The sequence below is a fragment of the Acidovorax sp. SDU_ACID1 genome (assembly GCF_045291395.1).
Classification (GTDB): Bacteria; Pseudomonadota; Gammaproteobacteria; order Burkholderiales; family Burkholderiaceae_C; genus MR-S7.
The window spans coordinates 1,784,219-1,804,729 of sequence record NZ_CP152342.1 but is presented as its reverse complement, the minus strand read 5'-3'; the positions used below and the strand labels follow the sequence as shown (position 1 = coordinate 1,804,729).

General features: G+C 61.4%; 22 protein-coding genes, 1 tRNA gene and 2 pseudogenes. 12 read left to right on the top strand and 13 right to left on the bottom strand.

Annotated elements, in window-relative coordinates; all coding sequences use genetic code 11:
- Positions 1-9: 9 nt before the first annotated feature.
- The 6 genes from AAG689_RS08890 (at position 10) to AAG689_RS08865 (ending at position 5,576) form a co-directional block, all read left to right on the top strand.
- The gene (locus AAG689_RS08890) at positions 10-480 is read left to right on the top strand and encodes a copper chaperone PCu(A)C (RefSeq protein WP_406625626.1); all 471 of its coding nucleotides are present in this window, start codon (positions 10-12) and stop codon (positions 478-480) included.
- Positions 481-504: 24 nt separating this feature from the next.
- Entirely contained in the window at positions 505-915 is a 411-nt protein-coding gene (locus tag AAG689_RS08885; RefSeq protein WP_406625625.1) for a DUF2946 domain-containing protein, read from the top strand.
- A gap of 77 nt (positions 916-992) precedes the next feature.
- Positions 993-1,265, top strand: a complete 273-nt coding sequence (locus AAG689_RS08880) for a hypothetical protein (RefSeq protein ID WP_406625624.1) — start codon at positions 993-995, stop codon at positions 1,263-1,265.
- Positions 1,265-3,433, top strand: a complete 2,169-nt coding sequence (locus tag AAG689_RS08875) for a TonB-dependent siderophore receptor (RefSeq protein WP_406626313.1) — start codon at positions 1,265-1,267, stop codon at positions 3,431-3,433. Before AAG689_RS08880 ends, AAG689_RS08875 begins: the two co-directional genes overlap by 1 nt.
- A gap of 11 nt (positions 3,434-3,444) precedes the next feature.
- Entirely contained in the window at positions 3,445-4,371 is a 927-nt protein-coding gene (locus tag AAG689_RS08870; protein ID WP_406625623.1) for an MbnP family copper-binding protein, read from the top strand.
- Between the two features lie 62 nt (positions 4,372-4,433).
- On the top strand, positions 4,434-5,576 hold the full coding sequence (locus AAG689_RS08865; protein WP_406625622.1) for an MbnH family di-heme enzyme: 1,143 nt from the start codon (positions 4,434-4,436) through the stop codon (positions 5,574-5,576).
- A 47-nt stretch (positions 5,577-5,623) separates the two neighbouring features.
- On the opposite strand, the gene AAG689_RS08860 is transcribed toward AAG689_RS08865, so the two are convergent.
- From AAG689_RS08860 to AAG689_RS08820, 9 genes and pseudogenes are all read right to left on the bottom strand, one after another.
- Positions 5,624-7,294 carry a putative Ig domain-containing protein gene (locus tag AAG689_RS08860; protein ID WP_406625621.1) on the bottom strand — a complete coding sequence of 557 codons (1,671 nt, stop codon included), beginning with the start codon at positions 7,292-7,294 and terminating at the stop codon, positions 5,624-5,626.
- Positions 7,295-7,717: 423 nt separating this feature from the next.
- Complete coding sequence (locus tag AAG689_RS08855) at positions 7,718-8,002, bottom strand: H-NS family nucleoid-associated regulatory protein (RefSeq protein WP_406625620.1); 285 nt, start codon at positions 8,000-8,002, stop codon at positions 7,718-7,720.
- Positions 8,003-8,146: 144 nt separating this feature from the next.
- On the bottom strand, positions 8,147-8,800 hold the full coding sequence (locus AAG689_RS08850) for a hypothetical protein (RefSeq protein ID WP_406625619.1): 654 nt from the start codon (positions 8,798-8,800) through the stop codon (positions 8,147-8,149).
- A pseudogene (locus AAG689_RS08845) lies at positions 8,793-9,922 on the bottom strand (phage capsid protein). Before AAG689_RS08845 ends, AAG689_RS08850 begins: the two are co-directional and overlap by 8 nt.
- Positions 9,923-10,049: 127 nt before the next feature.
- The gene (locus AAG689_RS08840; RefSeq protein WP_406625618.1) at positions 10,050-11,057 is read right to left on the bottom strand and encodes a YqaJ viral recombinase family protein; all 1,008 of its coding nucleotides are present in this window, start codon (positions 11,055-11,057) and stop codon (positions 10,050-10,052) included.
- A 112-nt stretch (positions 11,058-11,169) separates the two neighbouring features.
- Entirely contained in the window at positions 11,170-12,159 is a 990-nt protein-coding gene (locus AAG689_RS08835) for a DUF932 domain-containing protein (RefSeq protein ID WP_406625617.1), read from the bottom strand.
- Positions 12,160-12,259: 100 nt separating this feature from the next.
- Positions 12,260-12,541, bottom strand: a complete 282-nt coding sequence (locus tag AAG689_RS08830; RefSeq protein ID WP_406625616.1) for a hypothetical protein — start codon at positions 12,539-12,541, stop codon at positions 12,260-12,262.
- Positions 12,542-13,062: 521 nt separating this feature from the next.
- On the bottom strand, positions 13,063-13,725 hold the full coding sequence (locus AAG689_RS08825) for an inovirus Gp2 family protein (RefSeq protein WP_406625615.1): 663 nt from the start codon (positions 13,723-13,725) through the stop codon (positions 13,063-13,065).
- A gap of 219 nt (positions 13,726-13,944) precedes the next feature.
- The gene (locus AAG689_RS08820; protein ID WP_406626312.1) at positions 13,945-14,130 is read right to left on the bottom strand and encodes a helix-turn-helix transcriptional regulator; all 186 of its coding nucleotides are present in this window, start codon (positions 14,128-14,130) and stop codon (positions 13,945-13,947) included.
- 304 nt (positions 14,131-14,434) lie between these two features.
- Between AAG689_RS08820 and AAG689_RS08815 the strand changes: the two genes are divergently transcribed.
- The 6 genes from AAG689_RS08815 (at position 14,435) to arsC (ending at position 19,552) form a co-directional block, all read left to right on the top strand.
- Positions 14,435-15,355 carry a hypothetical protein gene (locus AAG689_RS08815; RefSeq protein ID WP_406625614.1) on the top strand — a complete coding sequence of 307 codons (921 nt, stop codon included), beginning with the start codon at positions 14,435-14,437 and terminating at the stop codon, positions 15,353-15,355.
- A gap of 696 nt (positions 15,356-16,051) precedes the next feature.
- Positions 16,052-16,811, top strand: a protein-coding gene (locus AAG689_RS08810; RefSeq protein WP_406622915.1) for an IS5 family transposase whose coding sequence is annotated in 2 segments (ribosomal slippage) — positions 16,052-16,395 and positions 16,394-16,811 — 762 coding nt in all. Because the reading frame shifts where the segments join, the coding sequence is not laid out codon by codon here.
- A gap of 422 nt (positions 16,812-17,233) precedes the next feature.
- Positions 17,234-17,566 (top strand): ArsR/SmtB family transcription factor, encoded by a 333-nt coding sequence (locus AAG689_RS08805; RefSeq protein ID WP_406624592.1) that lies wholly within the window; start codon positions 17,234-17,236, stop codon positions 17,564-17,566.
- Positions 17,567-17,575: 9 nt separating this feature from the next.
- A complete protein-coding gene (locus tag AAG689_RS08800) occupies positions 17,576-18,034 on the top strand; it encodes an ArsI/CadI family heavy metal resistance metalloenzyme (RefSeq protein WP_406624591.1) in 459 nt (152 codons plus the stop codon).
- Positions 18,031-19,113: an ACR3 family arsenite efflux transporter gene (arsB, locus tag AAG689_RS08795; protein WP_406624590.1), complete on the top strand. Its 1,083-nt coding sequence runs from the start codon at positions 18,031-18,033 to the stop codon at positions 19,111-19,113. The genes AAG689_RS08800 and arsB overlap by 4 nt, the downstream gene beginning before the upstream one ends.
- Positions 19,114-19,129: 16 nt before the next feature.
- Positions 19,130-19,552 carry an arsenate reductase (glutaredoxin) gene (gene arsC, locus AAG689_RS08790; protein WP_406624589.1) on the top strand — a complete coding sequence of 141 codons (423 nt, stop codon included), beginning with the start codon at positions 19,130-19,132 and terminating at the stop codon, positions 19,550-19,552.
- Positions 19,553-19,594: 42 nt separating this feature from the next.
- Here arsC and AAG689_RS08785 read toward each other — a convergent pair whose 3' ends face one another.
- From AAG689_RS08785 to AAG689_RS08770, 4 genes and pseudogenes are all read right to left on the bottom strand, one after another.
- On the bottom strand, positions 19,595-19,774 hold the full coding sequence (locus AAG689_RS08785) for a hypothetical protein (RefSeq protein ID WP_406626410.1): 180 nt from the start codon (positions 19,772-19,774) through the stop codon (positions 19,595-19,597).
- Between the two features lie 12 nt (positions 19,775-19,786).
- A pseudogene (locus AAG689_RS08780) lies at positions 19,787-19,861 on the bottom strand (hypothetical protein); the annotation flags it as partial.
- 46 nt (positions 19,862-19,907) lie between these two features.
- Positions 19,908-20,138 carry a hypothetical protein gene (locus AAG689_RS08775; RefSeq protein ID WP_406625613.1) on the bottom strand — a complete coding sequence of 77 codons (231 nt, stop codon included), beginning with the start codon at positions 20,136-20,138 and terminating at the stop codon, positions 19,908-19,910.
- A gap of 244 nt (positions 20,139-20,382) precedes the next feature.
- Positions 20,383-20,475 (bottom strand) — tRNA-Ser (locus AAG689_RS08770).
- Between the last annotated feature and the right edge of the window lie 36 nt (positions 20,476-20,511).

Here is a 20,511-nt window from a genome sequence, read left to right as displayed (position 1 = left end):
GGACCACCCATGAATATCACTCGCCTCTCGCTCTCCGTCGCTGCCGCGTTGCTCGTGCACACGGCACACGCCCAAGTCACCGTCAGCAACGCGTGGGTCCGTGCCACGGTTCCGCAGCAACAGGCCACTGGAGCCTTCATGCAGATCCAGGCACCTACCGACACCCGCCTCGTGTCGGCCAGTTCGCCTGTCACCCCGAACGTCGAAGTGCACGAGATGGCGATGCAAGACAACGTCATGCGCATGCGCCAAGTGCGGGCCATCGAACTGCCGGCAGGAAAGACGGTGGAACTCAAGCCTGGTGGCTACCACGTCATGCTGATGAATCTCAAGCAGCAGGTGAAGGAAGGCGGCACCGTACCTCTCACGCTGGTGTTCGAAGGCCGCGACGGCAAGCGTGAATCCGTCAACGTTTCAGCACCGGTGCGCGCGCTCAACACCGGCATGCAGCCTACGGGCGGCGAGCACAGCAAGCACTGACGACCAGAGCAAATCCAAGTCCCCATGCGCCGCGCCAGCGCCTTTCTCCGCCATCCATCCACGCGCTTGTATTGCGTGTGGATGGTTGCGCTGGCGTTGCTCTGGGGCACCCTGGGTCCCGTACTCATTCCGGCATCTCAGGCCGGCGAAGGTACATGGGTCCAGGTATGCAGCGGCATCGGCACCAAGCTGGTCCGCATCGACGACGCGCAGAAAGACGCTCCATCCAGAGATAGCAAATCAGCCAGCACCCTGTCGGAATGTCCGTACTGCAGGCTGCATCTCAGCCTGGCGCTGCCGCCTGAAACGATTCCAGACGTCGTCCGGCGTCCACGCCAGCCTGTGGCGTTCAGCCTTCCCCGAGAAGAGCCGCACAGGCCGGCGCCGATCTGGCGACCGGCACTCGCCCGGGCTCCACCCACGACTTCCGCCTGAACGCCCCACTGCAGCGCATCTTCGCTCGGTTCAGTTCTCGTCGCCTGCCTCAGCCGGTGACTCCAAGGAAGTCATTCATGCAAATCTCTCCCGAGGTGCGCCTGCGCGCGCCTTTCTTCAACGCGCGGCCTGACCCCGCGCACGAACCCCTGGCAGCAGGTGCCGCTCGCTGCCGCACCACCGTACTGTTCCTCCTCACGCATCTCGCGGTTGTCGCAGCCGCCTACGCCGCCGCAGTGATTCACGCAGATGGGCACGAGCTGAAGGCAGGCACCATCGGTGCCGGGCATGTCGAGCACCTTGGCCAAATGTTGCTGGTTCCCATCGCAGCCACGGAGGTCCGGCCGTGATGCGTGCAACCCGATCTTCCAAAAGTCAGCAGCGCACCACGCAGAACACTTCATGCGTCCCCGGCGCGCGACATCCCGTCACCTGCGCGGCGCTGTTCTTGTTCGCAGTCTTTGGTACTCCGGCCCAAGCGCAGGATGCCACTGCGAGAACGCTGCCCGTCGTCGAAGTCACCGGCGATGCGCTTTCCGACGGCTACACCAGCCCTGTCGCAGTCGGCGGAAAGGAGCCCTTGCCGGTCCGGCAGATTCCCCAGTCCGTCTCGGTGATCACCGAGCAGCGCATTCGAGACCAGAACCTGTCCACCGTGCAGGAAGCGCTGAACCAGGCCAACGGGGTCACCGTGATCGCCAACGACAGCACGCAGAGCCAGATGCGTTCCCGCGGCTATTCGCTGGGCGTCAGCTACGACGGAGTGCCCGCGTACAGCGCGCTGTCAGGCTACCAACAATTCGACCTCGACCTCTACGAGCGTGTTGAGGTCTTGCGTGGTCCTGCCGGCATTTTCTCGGGCAGTGGTGACCCGGGCGGCGTGGTCAACCTGGTGCGCAAGCGGGCCAAGCCGCAGTTCGGCATCTCTGCGAGTGCATCGGCGGGAAGCTGGAACAACTACCGCAGCAACCTCGACGTGACGGGCCCGCTCAATGAGGACAAGAGCCTCCGCGGGCGCGCCGTCTTTTCAGTCCAGGACCGGGACTACTTCTACGACAAGACCCACACGCGCCGCTGGCTAGCCTACGGAACGCTGGAATGGGACATCGCCAGGGCCACCACACTGTCATTCTCGGCAGCGATTCAGGATGACAACACCCGCGCCAGTTCCTTCGGGTTGCCAGCCTGGACCACGGGCGGCTTGATCAACGCGCCTCGCTCCACCAACACCATTGCCGACTGGACCCGCTACGCCTGGCAGACCCAGGAGTACACTGCCGAGCTGGAGCGCCGGCTCGACAGCGGATGGCTGTTCAAGGGCAAGCTCAGCCACCGGCCACAGGATTTCTACTTCAAGGACGGCTATCCGAGTTCCGGCGTCGATCCCACGACCGGAACGCTGACCTACGCCCGGCGGGTCCGCGACTACACCTACGAGCGCAATGCCGTGGACCTCTACGCGACGGGGCCTGTCGTACTGTTCGGGCGGCGGCACACGTTGCTTGCCGGCTACAACCGGGAGAACCTGTCCTCGGTCTATGCCGGAGTGAATGCCACTGCGGTCACGGGTGTTCCCTTCGGGCAATCCAGCCTGGTGCCGGATTTCGACCTTGCCTACAACCTCGGGGGTGACACGCGAACCAGCCAGAGCGGTTTCTATGGGCAGGCACGGCTCAGTATTGCGGATCCCTTGATCGTCGTGCTCGGCGGGCGAGTGAGCGACTTCAACGTCAAGAGCCGTAGCATCGCGCCGGCCACGCCGACCAACTGGACGCAGGGGGCGAAAGCCAACGGGGAGTTCACACCCTATGGCGCCGTACTCTATGACTTCGCTCCGAACTGGACCGCGTACTCCAGCTACAGCGACATCTTCCTTCCCCAAACGCAGCAGCGCGTCGACGGCAGCACGCTCGATCCACGCTCCGGTCGCCAGATCGAAGTGGGGGCCAAGGCCGAGTTCCTTGAAGGCCGGCTGCAGGCTTCTGCAGCATATTTCCAGCTCAGGGACCGCAATCGTTCCTACGCCGACCCGGTCAATACAGGCTACTACCTGAATGCCGGCGAAGTCGAAAGCAAAGGCTGGGAGATAGAAGTCACGGGCCGCCCCGCCCCGGGCTATGAGATCCAGGCCGGCTATGCGCGGCTGGACACGGTCTATCTCAGGGACAGAAACAACGCGGGACTTCCTTTCACGACCTGGGATCCGCGTCACACATTGAAGCTCTGGGGCGTCCGACGCTTTGGCGATGGTCTGCTGCGCGGCCTCAGCCTTGGGCTTGGCGCCAATGTGGTCAGCGAAAGCGCCTCCGGGACTGGAAGCTCGGCCGTCCGCCGCCAGGGTGGATACGCCGTCGTCAATGCCATGGCGAGCTACCGCATTACACCGAAAGTGACGCTGAGCCTTCATCTGAACAACCTCACGGATCGCACCTACTACACCCGTCTGGGAGGCACGAACACGTACAACACGTACGGCGAGCCACGCAATGTCAGCCTTGCCCTGCGTGCAGATCTGTAAGGGAGATAGACATGAATTCACGTTCATTTCTTCGAGGCTCGCGAGGGGCATTCCTATTGGCTGCGGCAGCAACACTTTCGGCGTGCGGAACCACGGACCCCGGTGCAACAGCGAAAGCGGAACAAACGGTCTCGATTCGCTTTGCCGCCATGACGGGCACTGAGCCCGTACGGTGCGGCAAGACCATCAGCGGGTTGGGGAAGCCGGCGTCCTCCGCCGAGTTGCGAGACCTCCGCTTCTACGTCAGCGACGTAGCACTCATCGATGAGGCTGGCCGACCTGAGCCACTTCGCCTGACTCCAGGCGAGTGGCAGCGTGGACAGGTCGCCTTGATCGACCTGGCGGATGGTCAAGGCGCCTGTGCGACCGCAGGTTCGCAAACCAATCCCGAGATCACCGGTACGCTGCCCGCGGGCCGCTATCGGGGCTTGCGCTTCACCGTCGGAGTTCCACACAACCTCAACCATTCCGACTATGCGAGCGCGGACCCGCCACTCGACGTCCAAGCCATGGCCTGGGCCTGGCAGGTCGGACGCAAGTTCATGCAGTTCGAGATCAACCCGGTCGGCGGCGTAGTGCGCACGACATCAGGCGCAGCGCCCGGGCGATCATTCCTGTTCCACCTGGGAACAACGGGTTGCAGAGGGAACCCCGTATCAGGCGAGACAGTGCACTGCGAGCGCTCGAACCGCGCCGAGGTGGTACTTGGCAGCTTCGATGCCTCCGTTGATCAGGTCGCCATTGACCTCGCTGAGCTTTTCGCGGGCAATGACGTGGGGCGGGATGGCGGTGGCGCCCTCGGGTGCATGTCTGCCTTGAGCGACCCAGAGTGTGCACCGTTGTTCGCGGCACTCGGCATCGATATGGCCTCTGGAAAATCCAGCCCGCAATCGACCGACGCGCGACGATCAGGTGTTTTCAGGGCGCTTTCAAAATGAAGGCTCAGCAAAGCGCTCATCATGGCGCTTCTGCCCGCTCGCAAATGCGGCGCCACCGTCGCATGATCGCTGCCGTCGTGCCTGCGATCCTGACCACGGTGGCCATGGCCACCAGCACGGTCTGGACATGGACGCTCCCGGCGTTCTTTCCCGAGCCACGCATTCCGCAGGCCAACCCGATGACGGCCCAAAAGGTCGAGTTGGGGCGCCATCTCTTCTTCGACCCACGCCTGTCCGGCAATGGCACGCAGTCATGTGCCAGCTGCCACGATCCTTCCCGCGCATTCACGGACGGACGGCGCCTGGCGGTCGGGTCAACCGGACAGACTCACCCCCGCAATTCGCAAGGCCTGGCCAATGTGGTCTACCACCCGACGTTCACCTGGGCCAATCCTGCTTTGGTCACGTTGGAGCAGCAGATGGAAGTGCCGTTGTTCGGCACCGAGCCCGTGGAAATGGGCATCGACGATGGCAACAAAGCCGAAGTGCTTGCGCGCTTCTCGGGCGATGAGGACTATCGCCGACGCTTCGCGCTGGCCTTTCCCGGAGACAAGACGCCGGTCCGGTGGACCCACATCATCCAGGCGATCGCCGCCTTCGAGCGAACCCTGCTTTCGGGTGACAGCCTCTACGACCGCCACCTGCAGGGCAAGGCGCAGCTCAACGCCGCGCAGACGCGAGGCCTTGAACTGTTCTTCGGAGAGAAGGCCGAATGCTTCCACTGCCATGGCAGCTTCAACTTCAACGACCAGACCATCCACGCAAAGAGCCGCCTCGTCGACACGCCCTTCCACAACACCGGCCTCTACAACCTCGGGGGAACTGGTGCTTTCCCCGAGCCTAACCGGGGGCTGTTCGAGCTCACCCAACGCTCAGAGGACATGGGGGCATTCCGAGCTCCCAGCCTGCGCAACGTCGAGGTCACGGGGCCTTACATGCACGACGGCAGCATCGCCACCCTGGAGGAGGTCGTGGACTTCTATGCAGCGGGTGGCCGCCAGGTCAATGAGGGCCCGCATGCCGGCGACGGTAGGGCCAACCCCCACAAGAACGACCTCATCAACCAGATCGATCTCAATGCACAGGAGCGCGCCGATCTGGTGGCGTTTCTGAAGACGCTGACGGACCACAGCTTCCTCTGCAGCGCACGGTTCTCCAGCCCATTCGAGCCACCCGTCAATCAACCCGAGTGCCGCCGGCCATGAAGTCCCGGCTCGGCCATCGTTCTCAATCCAGTGAAGGAGTTTCCATGTCACCTCGCCATTTTACGCGCCGCGCCATGGCGCTCACCGCCGCAGCCGCTTTGCTCACGAGCGCACCCCTCATTCACGCCCATAACTTCCGCGCAAGCGACCTGGTCATCGACCATCCGTACGCGACGCCGTCCAACCCGAGCGGCTGCCGTTGCCATGAGCAATGCCAACAGCGCCGTGGTCCATGATTGGAGTGAAGGCACCGGGGCGGGTGCGCTCACAATGACTGCCGACGGCTGACTCTGGCTTGCCAAGTTATTCGCATCGCCGCCGTACATGGCCACGATGGAGTGCGATCCCGGGGTCACAAAAGCAGTGCATTGCGCCTGTCCGGTGACCAAAGGGACCGCATCGCAGCCGGGCAGGGCCGTCGCTCCATTCATGAAGGCCACCACGCCACCCATGTTCGGACCGGCCGGCGCCACGTTGGCGGTAAAGACCACCTGCTGGCCCGCCACCGCGGTAGCCGTGGAAGCGGCCAGCGTGGTCTGGGTGCTGACCTTGCCCACAGCAAAGCTTTGCTGGGCCTGGGCCGGGGCGTAGTTGGCCGAGCCGGCCTGGTTGATGTTGATGATGCAGGTGCCTGCGCCCGTGAAGGCAATGCCCCCGCCCTGCAACCGGCATACCGCGTTGGCGGCCGCATCGATGTACAGCACCACGGGCTGGCCGGATGCCCCGGCACTGACCGTGGGCACATAGGGCGCTCCCCCCACGATGGCCGCGGCGGGAGGCGTGCTGGAAAATGCCAGCGTCTGCGCTGCCCGCTGGATGGTCATACTGTAGGGCTGGCTGCCCGTGTAGCCGATGTCGTCTGTGGCGGTGATCGTGAAATTGGAATCGCCTGCCGCGTTGGGCGTGCCAGAGATAATGCCCGTGACTGGGTTCAGCAGGAGGCCGGTGGGAAGCTGGCCTGCGGTGACGGCGTAGGCATAGGGGCCGGTGCCGCCGCTGGCCTGCAGTTGCCGGCTGTAGCCGCTCTGGTAGGTGCCGTCGGCCAGCGTGGTGGGGCCAAGGGCGATGGTAGGCACCTGGAAACTGTAGGTGACGGGGTTGGAGGTGGTGCCCGCATCGGTGGTGACCGTGACGGTCTGCGTGCCGACGCCCGGCGGCGTCTTGGCCATGATGCGGCCAGCATTGTCCACGATGAAGGACGGGGCAGGCAGCGAACCGAAGCGCACGGCAGTGGTGCCGTAAAAGCCCGTGCCCGTGAGCGTGACCATGCCGCCTGAGCCCGAAGCCGGGGAGACCTGGGCCAGCTGAGGCAGTGCGGAGTCGCAGGACACCTGGTAGGCCAGGCTGGCCGAGGCCCCGGGCGAGAGGTAGAGGTCCACGGCATAGATCAGCCCCTGCGAACTGGACACATCCACCGCCACGGTGCCGGGAGTGGACGTGCGCTCGTCCTGTTCGTTCTCGCCGATAAGGCTGAACTTGAAGGCGCCGCTGGCCGGTCCCGAGAAGTTGACCGAGATACGGTCGCCTGCGTTGAAGTAGCCGAAAGGCAGCAGCCTGTCGTTCGTCGCATTGAGATTGCCGGAGACACCGTGGACCGCCCTGCAGCCCGGCGAGGCGAAGGCCGGGAGCGGCAGGCCTGCAGCAAACGCGGCTATCGTCACCGTTGCCATCGCGTAGGCACTTCGCGCGCGGTGGGTGACGAAAAAGTGCGGAAGCATGTCTCTCCTTCAGGTATCTGTTCCGACGAAGCAATGCGCAGCGGTATGGATTGGCATTGCTGCCATCGCTGATGTGGCCAGAAGTACTAGCTTGAGTCTGATCCCACCCTCTCCACTGAGAGGCGGCGCTGACTAATTGTTGGTTGGCGGCGATGGTAGTTGCCAGGAAATGTCAGTGGGATAGTTTTTATCAATTCGGCCGCGTCGAAGGTTGCGTGGAATCGGGACCAGTTCGCAACGCGCTCAGCCTGCACCCGCTTCGTTGTGGCCTTCATCGATGGGGTATTCTCAAAACATGGATGGCGGGAAACGCCCATACTGCATGATTAGCTGAGGAACAGCAAAGGCTCAGGCGCCAACTTCGCGTATCTAAGTCCAGCATGACGCAGACAAAACCGTTCCCCGTGCTGGTAGGCAGCTATCTCATGCACTGCTCTGAACCAAGAACCGCGCCCGCTCTTTCCCCTCAATCCACTTCGGCGCCTTCCCTCTTCCACTCCAAGTCGCCCCTGTCTCCGGATCCTGGTACTTGGCCACCACCTTCTTGACCTGCGATTTCCACGGAAACACCTGCTGCGAGGTGAACCCGAACTCCGCGATCAGCGCATGGATGGATTCCAACGCCTGCTTGGCCTCGGCCTTGCGCGCCGTGGCAATCTGTTGGTCCAGGGCTTTCTTTTGCTCCAGCAATTCTTGGTAGATACTCATCGACTTTCCATGGGTGTAAATGCAAATAGGATAGCGCCAAACCCTTATTTCACTTGATCTCTGAGCTGCTCTTCGCAAAAAAACCTCCCCCACAACACGACGGATCCCGCGCATGCACATGCACGCACGGGATCCGTCTGTCCATCAAGGCGCCGGCTCGAGCACCACCACCTCCACGGCCTCGCAGGCCACGCATTGCCCCTCGGTGCTGCGCACCACCCAGGCCCCGTGCTCGCCGGGCATCAGCCGCGCCCCATAGCCACAGCCCCAGGGCGCATGCCATGGCGCTCCCACCACCAGCAGCGCACGCTCATGGGCCTGCACCGGCGCCCGGGCCCGCATCTCCACCCCCACGACCCAGGCCCAGCACACGCCCTGTCGCCGGGGGCTTTGCAGCACCAGCCGCACCAGCGCGCAACCGCCCTGCTCCAAGGCTCGGATGATGGCGTTCATCGATGCCGGGCCCCTGCCCTGCTCTGCCCCCAGGTCCCAACCTGGCAGCATGGCCTGCAGCACCCTCTCCACCTGCGCGATGGACGGACAGCGCTGCAGCGCCTGCGGCGGGCGCACCAGGCGCCAGGCCCGCTGGCCCAGCACTGCCACGCACCGGCGCACGCACCACCAGGCGCCTTCCGGGTCCCCGGATGCGCGCGATACCTCCGACTCGAGCGGCAGTTCGTCCCAGCGCAGAGTGCTTTCGCTCTCGCGCACGGCATACCGCCACAGCCCATCGAAGCGTAGCCCTGGCATGAAGCGGTGCACCAGTCCTGCGGATTCGTACCGTGCTGCCTCAGCCATGGCGCTCGCCTTCGGGTGGAGAAGCCAGGGGCGGGATCTGCGCGCGGCGCATGCGTTCCTCGAGCCGCGCCGCCAGCTCCGAGCGCTGCGGCTCCCCTGGGATCTGCGGGGCGCTGCCGCCCTGCTCCCCCTGCTCCATTTGCGCCCCCGCTTGCGCGTCCTTCCCCTGCCCATAGAACTCCTGCACCACCGCCGAGGCGTCCTCACCGGTCTCCTCGAACAGCCCCAGCGCATAGCCCTCGCGCGCAGCGCGCTCCAGCGCCTCGAGGTCCAGCCCGCCCGCCCGTGCCTGCTCGCGCTCCTCGCGCGCCTGCACTACGGCCAGGCCCAGCGGCATCTGCGCGCGCAGCCCCAGGTCCACGTAGTAGATCGGCGCGCGGTGCGACTGCGCCGTGGACTTGCCCCGCAGGCGCAGCTCCAGCGGCAGGAAGGCCAGCAGCCCGCCAGAGAGCGCATGCAGGTAGCGCATGCGCGCCATGAGCGTGCGCACGGTGTTCACGCTGGTGGTGCGCAGCACGAAGGTGCTCAGCGCGTCACCCTGGTTGGCCGCATGGTCGATGCGCACGTTGAAGCGCCCAAACAGCTTGCAGCCGCCCTCGATGCCCAGCGCGCAGTGGTCCGGCCCGGGACAGGGCAGGCTTTCCACGCCGGTGTGCGTCACCCGCTTGCAGTGCTGGCCGTCGCCCACGCACAGGGGCCGGGCCGTGGCCCGGTCGAACAGCGTGTAGCTCGCGCGCAGGTTCAGGCCGGGGTCGTTGAACAGCAGGCGCACGGGAATGCTGCGCAGCTTGGTGTGGGCATGGGGTGCGGCAGCCGTTGGCGGTGCGGTTTCCTGGGCTGCCTGGGTTGGAGCGGTTTCTTTCTTACGAGCGCGAGACTTTGCATCGGCGGTGCCGGGCAGCTCCTTGACCTCGATGCCGGTGGCCATCAAGGCGCGCTCCTGCAGCTCTGCGCGCAATACGCCATCCAGGGGGTGCAAGGCCCAACCGCTTCGGGTCTGCACCTGGGTGGTGAGCGTGAATTCGTCGTCTTTTTCCGGCAGGCGCCGGCCTTGACGCTCGACGGTGCGGCCAATCGAGATGCGCCCCACCACGGGGGTGTGAGCATCAGTCCTTTGATCATGGTGTTCTCCAAAGTAAAAAGCCCCTCCCGCGATGGGAGGGGCCGTGAGGTGGGTGAGGTGGGTGTGGGAGAGGAATGCACCGCGGGGATCGGTAAGGATTCCTGCGATGGGCCGCTCTGCCCGCTCCTACCCATCGGTGTGCACGAGGAAGCGGCGGGTGCCGGGTTTGCTGGCGAGGTACGCGGCAGCGGTGTCCGGGTGGTCCTGGATGAAGCGGGCCGCGTCGAACTCCTGGCGGGCCTGGGCGCGTTTCCAGCTCACCGATCCGCCCGCCAGGCGTGCATGGGAAGCGGTGCCCATGCGTTGCTGGATCTGGTGCTTGAGCAGGGCTTCCTGGGCTTGCCAGCCGGCGAGCAGTTCGCGCACCTGCAGCAGTTGGGCGAAGGCCTGGCTGCTGGCTTCGTCCTGCGAGAGGTCGACGGTGTCGCCCGCGTCCTGCGGGTACAGGCTGCGCAGGGCCTGGGCGCTGCTGTCCGAGGCGTCCGCCGGGGGCGGGGTGTCGGATTGCACATGGTCCCAGAACCGTTCCTCCAGCGCGATGAGCCGGGCGATGAGGGCCTCGTCGCGCTCGATGCGGTGAATCCGCAGTTCCTGGCCGCACACCAGCACGGCCACGTCGGCGGCCTGCTTGCCGGTGACGGCCAGCTGGTGCATGACCTGCAGTTGCACGTAGTGCGGCACGCCCTCGCGCCACAGGCGCATGCCGTTCATCCCGGTGGTCTTGCATTCGAGGATCTGGACGTCCTGCGTGCCGACGACCTCGCGGTCGATGTTGGCGCGCATCCAGGGCACCCGGGGGTGCTGCAGCACGGCGTTGACGCGGCGCACCTTGTGGCCCGTGGTGCGGGTGTAGTGGGCGGCGACGATGGGCTCCAGGACGGCGCCCCAGTAGGTGGGGCCGCTGGGGTCTTCGGGATCGGGGGGCAGCATCTCGGCCCGGCCGCTCTTGTGCATCCACAGCTCCAGCGGGGACTGGTAGGGGTTCAGGCCCACGGCGGCGGCGGCATCCGAGCTGCCGATGCCTTCGCGGCGCAGGCGCAGCCAGTCGCCACGCTCCATGGTGCGGGTGGAGACCAGGCGCAGTGCGGGGCGTGGGCGGGGAATGGATGGGGGATGGGGGTCGGGGGTGGACATGGGGTTCTCCTGCAATAGAGGCGCACAGGCACGCGGACCCTCCCCTCTGAGGGGAAGATCCGCAGCGCGTGCGAGAGTTGGGAAGGAATGGAAGGCGCCGAAGCGCCGCAGCTCAGGCCACCAGCTGCAGCGCGTGGTCGAGGGCGCGCTGCTTGATGGCCGCGCCCTGGCCGAACCAGGCGCTGTCCAGGCGGTTGTCCTGGCTGCGGGCCTGTTTCTCGTGGTCGACGTACTCGGTGATGGCGCTCAGCAGTCCCCAGGCGGTGCCTTTGGCCGCCTGCAGCTCGGCGCCGCGGCCGTGGCCTTCGTAGAGGGCCTGGACTTTCTTGAGGGCGCGTTCGTTGGCCAGGCCGGTGCCTTCGCCGGGCTGCTCGCTCTGGCAGATCACCTTGAGCAAGTAGTTCATGGCCTCGTGGGTCTTGACCTTGCGCTCGGCCAGGGTCTTCATGCGGTACATGAAGCTGTCCCACTGGCCGACGGCGATGCCCAGCTGCCGTTTGACGGCCTGGGCGTCAAAGCGCGTGGAGTGCGGCACCCGGACGGCGCCGGCCTGGTTGGCGCCTTGCAGGGCGACGGCCAGGGTGTTGTTGCAGACCACGCGCACGCTGGTGGGGATGGCCATGGTGGCGAGGGTGCCGTCGCACGAGGTGGCCAGCAGCAGGTAGCCGTGCACCAGGTCGTTGCCCTTGAGGGCGGTGGATTTGCCGGTGCGCGCCAGGGCCCAGAAGCGCCGCCCGGCCTTGAGCACGCCGGCGGTCTCCAGCTCGAACCCGGCGACTTCGGAGAGGTCGCGGTAGAACTCCAGCACTTGGCGCGGCTGCACGACCTTGTAGCGCTGGCTGACCACGGACAGGGGGGCCTGGGTGTCACTGCGGTAGAGGACCTTTTGCTCGGGGAATTCGAGGGCCTCGCCGTACAGGGAGGAAGCGCCTGCGCCACCATGCTCCGTGGCGAGGTAGCGCACGGGGGTTTCCTGGATCTGCCAGTGCATGCCGGCGGCCTGGGCCCAGACGTCGATGGATTGGCGCTTGGGCAGGGCGTGGCCCAGCTGGTGCCAGGGGGTTTGGCCGGTGTAGGCCATGGTGTCGATGAGGTGGGACATGGAAAGAGTCCTTGGAAGAAAGCAAACAAAAAAGCCAGCGCACCGCGGAAGGCGCGCTGGCTGGCTCGTTCAAAGATGAAGAAAGGTGGCGTGCGGGGGATCAGGCGGTGAAGGTCCCGCCGCATTGGAGACAGCGATAGCGCGGCCATACATGGGTATCGATGCGCTCGCCCAAGGCCGCGCCGATGCCGCAGCCAGTGGTCGCGCCCGCCAGCGCGCCCAGCAGGGCCGCGGACAGCAGCGCGATCCACCGCACCTGGGCATTGTCGATATCGGGTGCGTACTGCCGCATGGTCTCTATCGCCTTGACGCTCCCGCCCAGCCCGCCGGCGAGCAGGCCGAGCAAGGCACTGGCGCGCCCTGCCAGTTCGCGGCGCTGCACGCGCGTGGAGCGGCAATGGCTGCAGCACGGGGGATGGCAGGTGCCGGGCTGAAGGCTCTGTCCTGCCCCGGCGCATGCATATCCATCGCCGGGCTCGTCATCCTCCATGCCGTGGGGGGCATGCAGGTCCCAGCCGCGGGGGTGCGAGGTCACGATGGCGCGGCTCCCCGCTGGGGCGCTTGGGCAGCGCAGGCGCCCGTGGCGTCCATCGGCGGGGGGTTCGGCTCCGGGGGATAGCGGCAACGATAGGCGGATGCGTCGCCTTTGACACGCCGGTAGTAGGTGGTCAGCGACAAGGCCGCCAAGACCCCGACGATGAAGGTGAGCCCGAAGGCCGCGAGGTTTTCTAAAGGGGAAGAAGACACTGGGATCATGAGGACTCCTTTGAAAGAGGGAAAGGAGCTGCTGCAGTGCGCGTAGGAGACGGCGGACTGCAACAGACTCATGAATGGGATATATGACTGAAATTTGTTTGAATCAAATTCTCTAACTGCGTTAAATCGCCTTTCAAATACTTTCAATCAACCTCGACTCGCACCATAGCCATGGTGACCTAAACCATACTGTTTGGTCCTGGCTTTGCACAGATAACTCGCACGCTGAAAGAATGCTGCAATCGTTGCAGGGTCGCTGCGAAAAAGGTTGTATGTAGGGTTCACGGGAAAGTGCACCAGCATCATTGCGCATTCCACTGTTTCATGCAGTGCACTGGCCCAAGCCTCCCAGATGCGGTTGACCATATTCTCTCTACCCAATTGGTACAAGCCAAGCCAATTGAAAGCATTTCCATTCAGCAAAACTACAAAATGGTAATGCACCCGCCCTAGATCACCCACCTCCCTCACCCAAAAATATCTAACTCTGGTTTGATGAACAACAGATCCATCATATTCAGCAGCCTTCCTATTGTGCCTAATCTTAGCTTTCAAGGAGTTCAAAAATCTAGAAATCATTGAATTATTCCAGTCGACAGAGCAAGCCTCGATGCCCTTAGGCATATGAAGATCAAATCTAAATGCAAACACCCTACAATATTCCGCCATCGCGTTTTCAACGACGCGACTGAGAACTTCCAGATACTCCCTTATCATTGGCTGACTCCCACTTATCAATGGTAGCGACTCATATTGCCTTCCCACATAAAGATGATGATTTTTATTTAGAGAAATATTCTCGCATTTCATAGTCACCTCAAAAATAATCAAATCGCAAGACACCAGCACCTACTTAGCACTCATCCCCAGTCATTCAATTAATATTAATTAATATTAATTATTAATTAATACTACCAATACCTATTTATAAACACAGCAAGCAACCCCATACTCAAGGGTGATAAGCTGCAGATCTCCCAAGAAAACACCTTAAATCAAGGGAAAAATCGCTCTATAAAAATAGGAAATTTAACAAGCATCCCGTTGTTCTTTTCTTTGAAACAACCACTCTTCCACTTCCGTTCTGATCCAGCCTACGGATCTAACTCCTATCTTAACTTGTTTAGGGAATTGATTCTGTTTTATGTACAAGTACAGCGTCGATCTAGGCAAGCCTGTTCGAGAAATCACTTCAGGCAGTCTTAGTATTTTCATGCTTTGTAACTCATGTGGTTCGTACAAAGCATTCACTTCACAAGTAAATTTCACCCATCTATATCAGATCGGACCAGTGACATTCGCACTCTCAACATACACTCTGCAGAATGTCCACTTCTCCCCGGAGGAGCGCTCGTCGTACCATTGAGCTATCCACAGCAGAAAAGCATGTGTATCATGGGATACCGCCCTTTGACACCGCGAAAGAAGAACTTCCTTACTTCAAGAATGCTTCTAGAACCCTCATAATTTTCGTCTAAAATATTTCTTTTTTGACTCTGAATTAACTCAGGAAATAAATATGGCAGTTCATGATCAGCACGCCCGTTCCTTTCCAATACTTGACAGCATCAACCGATCTCGACGTGCCGAATCATTCATCTGGCTCTCGCTCGCTCAATTAGATCAACAATTCATCTCCATAAACGTGCGAGAAATGAAAGATAGCTCAAAAGAATTAATAGAGAGTTGCTTATCAAATCATCCGGAAATCAAACAAGAAATAGAATACAAATTGCTCCATCGAGTCATTCCAATAGAAAATCTTAACTGGATTAAAGACAGCCAGCGGCAAACCAAATGGATCACACAAAGAATCAATGAAGACATAAATTCAAAAATAACAACCGGGATGTTACCGCCGACAACAGCTCCCATTAACTTCCCTTTTCACCTTCAAAGAAGAGATTTAAGCGTAGCCGCTTTCGATTATTGGGCATCCACATTCCATCATCCGTCACTCCTCGTAATGCAAAACAATATATTGAAAAGCATTTGGGAAGGATACAGCTCCCATGATCAACATTTTTCCTGGATAGAAAAAGAAAACACACAAGACAAGATAGATTCTTTTTGGAAATGGCTAAATGGAAAATCCCCAGATATCACCACCTATTATCAAAAACCAGAAAACTACGACGAATTGCTATCAATTCTGGATGATCCAAGACTTAGACATCACCATAGCAAGGAGCTTTTTAGCTCAAGCTTTCGGAAAATATGGAATCAGCAGCAACGAAGAGAAAAAGAAAAGGACAAAAAACAATGCAATTTACTACTCTCAAATAAAACCATATCCAAGCTCAAGGCCTTATCCAAAGAGTATGATTTAACACAGGCAGAAGTTATTGATGTCATAATAAACTCAGAAGCAAAGCACAAGCATTACCTCACCGAGATCACAGAGAGGAGAAAATTTCTTTTAGATGAAAAAAATCATTAGCAAACATCAGATTCAACATGATTTGAAATTATTTTCATACATTAATGAATATTAATTAACAAGGAAAATAATTGAATTGAATAATCTTAATTTAGAGAAGGCAATATTTCGGCACCACTTCTCCTATGAAAAGGCTGTGCAGGTGTTACTACATGCTGGAGGGAATAATTCAACGCGCAGGTCGGGCTACCAAGCAATATTTGAAGACCAAGCGGGAGAACTCATCACATGCCCCCATTCCTGGTTGGAGCGCACTCGTCCCTCTAGCGATTTCTGCACATCGGAACCAGCAGCGGTCGCGCTGCTCATCGTCGTAGCTGTTAGGCAGGGCCAATTCGCCGCTCGTCCATAGTTACCACGCGTTCTGACATTTGCCTGTTCCGCTTGTCATCGGCGTTTTGCGCATTCATTCTGATGGCGCTGGGCGGTATGGTCATTCCTGCGCTGGTCTATTCGGCCGACCTGGACCGTCGGGCGTTATCGACGCCGCAATAGCATCCTTTTGGTGAAGAGCTTGTAGCGGATCTTCAGCCTTCGCTACGTGCTGCCTGGAGCCGTTGTCTGGATGGCTAAAGATGACCAGCGCGCCTCCTAGGCTGGCCGGCATGGGCTTGGCCTACTGACGCCGTACTAGGGCGTGTCATCAATCAAAGTCCCTTCAGTTGAAATTCACAGCCCCAGCGCCACGTAGCGGCCATGAGTAAAAGATATGTCCTCAGTGATGGGCAATGGGAGCGCATCAAGGACTTCTTGCCCGGCCAGGCTGGGCAGCCCGGAGCGACGGCAAAAGACAACCGGCTATTCGTAGATGCAGTGCTGTACCGATACCGAGCAGGAATTCCCTGGCGGGATCTGCCCGCGCGCTTTGGTGATTTCCGCGTGGTGCACACCCGTCACTCACGCTGGAGCCAAAGCGGCGCATGGCAGCGGGTGTTCGATGTCTTGGCACAGGATGCGGACAACGAGTACGCGATGATCGACGCCACTATCGTGCGCGCCCATCAGCACAGCGCTGGCGCAAAAGGGGGATCCGGACAAGCAGGCTCTCGGGCGCAGCAAAGGCGGCCTGAGCACCAAGATCCATGCCACGGTCGATGCGCTGGGCAATCCGACAGGATTTCTCCTCACACCTGGGCAAGCGCATGACCTCAAGGGCGCCGATGTCCTGCTCAAGGACACACCTGCCCAGACCATCCTTGCCGACAAGGCCTACGACGCCCATGCTCGGCTGATCGAGCCGTTGCTGAGCAAGGGCAAGGCGGTGGTGATTCCTTCACGGGTGACCAACAAGAAGCCGCGCGAATATGACCGAGACCTCTACAAGGCCCGGCATCTGATCGAGAACTTCTTTGCGCGTCTGAAGCAGTACCGAGCCATTGCCACGCGTTACGACAAGACGGCTCGTAACTTCTTGGGGGCCATCCATCTGGCCGCATCCATGGTGTGGCTCGCGTAAGTGGCAGTAACCCCGTCACTTTCTCAGGGTTGATTGATGACATACCCTAGTACGACTCTTGCGCAAGTGTCCACTGGACATGGCAGGGCACCCATAACGACGCTGCACGATCACGACGAAGCTAAAAACGCACAGCATCTGACCATGCCAATCAGGCCGCTGTGACGGCCAGCGAGTTGTGTTGCCCACCAATAGCGCGCGTGCAAATAGCACTGCATTTCGAGGAGGAGCCAGAAATCATGCCCCCTTTTGAACTAGCCAAATACAGGCATCGTCCTTCCCCGAGTCGGAGACGCAGCACCGCGTTGGAGCTGATGTAGTCAGTGTGAGTAACTGTCTTGCAAGTCAAGCGTTTTCAAGCGAACGGGCCTGGTCGGAATGGCCTTTCCACAATTATTCAATGATTGTTGTATTATTGAATAATGAATGAAAACCAAGCTGTTTCCGCCCTCGGTGCCTTGGCCCATGCCCAGCGACTGCGCGTGTTCCGCGCCCTGGTTGTTGCCGGCCCCGAAGGATTGACGCCCAGCGTGCTGGCCGACGAGCTTGACGTGGCCCGCAACGCGCTGTCCTTCCACCTGAAGGAACTGGCCCATGCCAGCCTCGTCACGGTCGAACAGCAGGGCCGCAATCTGATCTACCGCGCCGACTTCTCCCAGATGAACGGGCTGCTCGGCTACCTGACCGAACACTGCTGCCAGGGCGGCACCTGCGAGGTCATTGCGTCCGCATCTCCCTCCTGCACTTCCTGCTGAAAGGCTTCCATGAAACGCTTCCACGTCCACCTACACGTCGATGACCTGAACCGCAGCATCAGCTTCTACTCCCAGCTCTTCGCCGCGCAGCCGGCCCGCATCGAAGCCGATTACGCAAAGTGGATGCTTGAAGACCCGCCGGTGAACTTCGCCATCTCCACGCGCGGCAGCAAGCCGGGCATCGACCACCTGGGCATCCAGACCGACGATGCCGAGGAATTGGCGGCGCTGAAGGCCCGCGCCGAAGCGGCCGACATGGCGCTGCTGGATGAAGGCACCACGACCTGCTGCTACGCGCGCAGCGAGAAGCACTGGGTCACCGACCCGCAGGGCGTGGCCTGGGAGCATTTCCACACGCTGGGCAATATCCCGGTCTTCAACGAAGCGCAGCAAGCCGCGCCCGCGGTCGCCCCGGCGTGCTGCTCGGGCCCTCCCGTTCTTCCTGCTGCTAACGCGAGCTGCCCATGACCCAAGCCACAACGGCCGGCCGCGCGCCGGCCGTCTCCTCCATGAGCGTCTTCGAGCGCTTCCTGACCGTTTGGGTGCTGCTGTGCATCGTCGCCGGCATTGCCCTGGGCCAGCTCGCGCCCGGCGTGTTCCAGGCCATCGGCCGCATGGAGGTCGCCCAGGTCAACCTGCCCGTGGGCCTGCTGATCTGGGTGATGGTGATCCCGATGCTGCTCAAGGTGGACTTCGGCGCGCTGGGCCAGGTGGGGCAGCATTGGCGCGGCATCGGCGTGACGCTATTCGTGAACTGGGCGGTCAAGCCGTTCTCGATGGCGCTGCTGGCATGGATCTTCATCCGCCAGGTCTTCGCCCAGTGGCTGCCCGCCGACCAGCTCGACAGCTACGTCGCCGGCCTGATCCTGCTGGCCGCCGCGCCCTGCACGGCCATGGTCTTCGTCTGGAGCCGGCTGACGGGCGGCGATCCGGTGTTCACGCTGTCGCAAGTCGCCTTGAACGACACCATCATGGTGTTCGCCTTCGCGCCCATCGTCGGCTTGCTGCTGGGCCTGTCGGCCATCACGGTGCCGTGGGACACGCTGCTGGTGTCAGTGGCACTCTACATCGTCGTGCCGGTCGTCTTGGCCCAGCTCTGGCGCCGCGCGCTGCTGCGCCGGGGACAGGCCGCCTTCGATGCCGCGCTGTCGCGCATAGCCCCGCTGTCCATGGCGGCGCTGCTGCTCACGCTGGTGCTGCTGTTCGCCTTCCAGGGGCAGGCCATCCTGCAGCAGCCGTTGGTGATCGCCATGCTGGCCGTGCCCATCCTGATCCAGGTGTTCTTCAACTCCGGTCTGGCCTACTGGCTCAATCGCCGGCTGGGTGAGAAACACAACATCGCTTGCCCCTCGGCGCTGATCGGCGCGTCCAACTTCTTCGAGCTGGCCGTGGCCGCCGCCATTAGCCTGTTCGGCTTCCAGTCCGGCGCAGCTCTGGCCACGGTGGTTGGTGTGCTGATCGAGGTGCCGGTGATGCTGCTGGTGGTGCGCGTGGTCAATCGCTCGCGCGGCTGGTACGAGTGCAGCCCGACCCTATCCTCCCGATAACCGCCAGGACATGCCCATGAGCACCATTACGATCTACCACAACCCCGCCTGCGGCACATCGCGCAACGTGCTCGCCATGATCCGCAACAGCGGCGAAGAGCCCACGGTCATCGAGTACCTCAAGACGCCGCCCGACCGCAGCACGCTCACGGCGCTGATCGCCGCCATGGACGTGCCCGTTCGCGCCGTCCTGCGCGAGAAGGGAACGCCCTACGCGGAACTCGGCCTGGCTGACGAGAAGTGGAACGACAAACAACTGATCGACTTCATGCTCCAGCACCCCATCCTCATCAACCGGCCCATCGTGGTCACGCCACTGGGCACGCGCCTGTGCCGGCCGTCCGAGGCCGTGCTGGACATCCTGCCACAGCCGCAGCGTGGCGCGTTCAGCAAAGAAGACGGCGAGGCGGTGGTGGACGCCAAGGGCCACAGGCTCTGACACCTTCCGCGCAGACAGCCACGCCGTCTGAACCCGCCACTTTCAGGACTGTGCCAGGTGATCATTCCATGGCCGCCCGGTTCTGACCATCGCATTCATGATGACCAGCAGCTTGCGCATGCAAGCCACGATAGCCACCTTCTTCGGCTTTCCAGCCGCCAGCAGGCGCTCGTAGCATCGCCGTATCACGGCGTTGTGGCGCATGGCGACGATGGCGGCCATGGCGGCCATGTACAACGCACTCCTGACCGTGGCCCGTCCGCCGCAAATGATGCGTTTGCCGCGCGCCTGGCCCGAGTCCCGGTTCATCGGCGCAACACCCACCAGCGCGCAGATCTGCTTGGCCTCGAGCTAGTCAAGTTCCGGCAGCTCGGAAATCAGCGTTGCCGCCGTCGCCGCCCCCCCCCCCCTTGACGCTCTTAAGCAATGCGGCCAGATCGGACTGGTATTGAGCCAGGTGCTCCGCAATCCTTCGATCCAGCATCTTCAGTTGCTTCACCAGCACATCCATCAGTTCCGCAATATCCTGCACGACCTGCGGATGCGACACGTGTTTACGTTGGCGCTCGCTGACCAGCAAGCGCACCAACTGCCGGCGCCGTCTGGCCCCGGTTAGGCTGAGGCCTCGTTTACTGCAAGCGTATACAGATAAGGATGCCTGGGCAGAAAGGCTCTAACTCTAATCCTAGCTGCCTCATCTAAGCCTAAGAAATGACGGAACAAAAGCAAAAAAGCTGCGATCCTATGGGACTGCAGCTTCTGCTTTTTGTGGGCTTTTATGTGGGACAAATCCCAAAAAATTAGCTAAGCTGTTGATTTTAAAAGCCCTATGGCGGAAACGGAGGGATTCGAACCCTCGATGAGGCTCTACACCCCATACTCCCTTAGCAGGGGAGCACCTTCGGCCACTCGGTCACGTTTCCAATCCCGCTATTGTAGCCTGATTTTCAGGCCGCTCC

Coding starts and splice junctions, on each gene's coding strand:
- AAG689_RS08890 (WP_406625626.1), top strand. CDS start 10: ATGAATATCACTCGCCTCTCGCTCTCCGTCGCTGCCGCGTTGCTCGTG.
- AAG689_RS08885 (WP_406625625.1), top strand. CDS start 505: ATGCGCCGCGCCAGCGCCTTTCTCCGCCATCCATCCACGCGCTTGTAT.
- AAG689_RS08880 (WP_406625624.1), top strand. CDS start 993: ATGCAAATCTCTCCCGAGGTGCGCCTGCGCGCGCCTTTCTTCAACGCG.
- AAG689_RS08875 (WP_406626313.1), top strand. CDS start 1,265: ATGCGTGCAACCCGATCTTCCAAAAGTCAGCAGCGCACCACGCAGAAC.
- AAG689_RS08870 (WP_406625623.1), top strand. CDS start 3,445: ATGAATTCACGTTCATTTCTTCGAGGCTCGCGAGGGGCATTCCTATTG.
- AAG689_RS08865 (WP_406625622.1), top strand. CDS start 4,434: ATGATCGCTGCCGTCGTGCCTGCGATCCTGACCACGGTGGCCATGGCC.
- AAG689_RS08860 (WP_406625621.1), bottom strand. CDS start 7,294: ATGCTTCCGCACTTTTTCGTCACCCACCGCGCGCGAAGTGCCTACGCG.
- AAG689_RS08855 (WP_406625620.1), bottom strand. CDS start 8,002: ATGAGTATCTACCAAGAATTGCTGGAGCAAAAGAAAGCCCTGGACCAA.
- AAG689_RS08850 (WP_406625619.1), bottom strand. CDS start 8,800: ATGGCTGAGGCAGCACGGTACGAATCCGCAGGACTGGTGCACCGCTTC.
- AAG689_RS08840 (WP_406625618.1), bottom strand. CDS start 11,057: ATGTCCACCCCCGACCCCCATCCCCCATCCATTCCCCGCCCACGCCCC.
- AAG689_RS08835 (WP_406625617.1), bottom strand. CDS start 12,159: ATGTCCCACCTCATCGACACCATGGCCTACACCGGCCAAACCCCCTGG.
- AAG689_RS08825 (WP_406625615.1), bottom strand. CDS start 13,725: ATGAAATGCGAGAATATTTCTCTAAATAAAAATCATCATCTTTATGTG.
- AAG689_RS08820 (WP_406626312.1), bottom strand. CDS start 14,130: ATGAAAATACTAAGACTGCCTGAAGTGATTTCTCGAACAGGCTTGCCT.
- AAG689_RS08815 (WP_406625614.1), top strand. CDS start 14,435: ATGGCAGTTCATGATCAGCACGCCCGTTCCTTTCCAATACTTGACAGC.
- AAG689_RS08805 (WP_406624592.1), top strand. CDS start 17,234: ATGAATGAAAACCAAGCTGTTTCCGCCCTCGGTGCCTTGGCCCATGCC.
- AAG689_RS08800 (WP_406624591.1), top strand. CDS start 17,576: ATGAAACGCTTCCACGTCCACCTACACGTCGATGACCTGAACCGCAGC.
- arsB (WP_406624590.1), top strand. CDS start 18,031: ATGACCCAAGCCACAACGGCCGGCCGCGCGCCGGCCGTCTCCTCCATG.
- arsC (WP_406624589.1), top strand. CDS start 19,130: ATGAGCACCATTACGATCTACCACAACCCCGCCTGCGGCACATCGCGC.
- AAG689_RS08785 (WP_406626410.1), bottom strand. CDS start 19,774: ATGGCCGCCATCGTCGCCATGCGCCACAACGCCGTGATACGGCGATGC.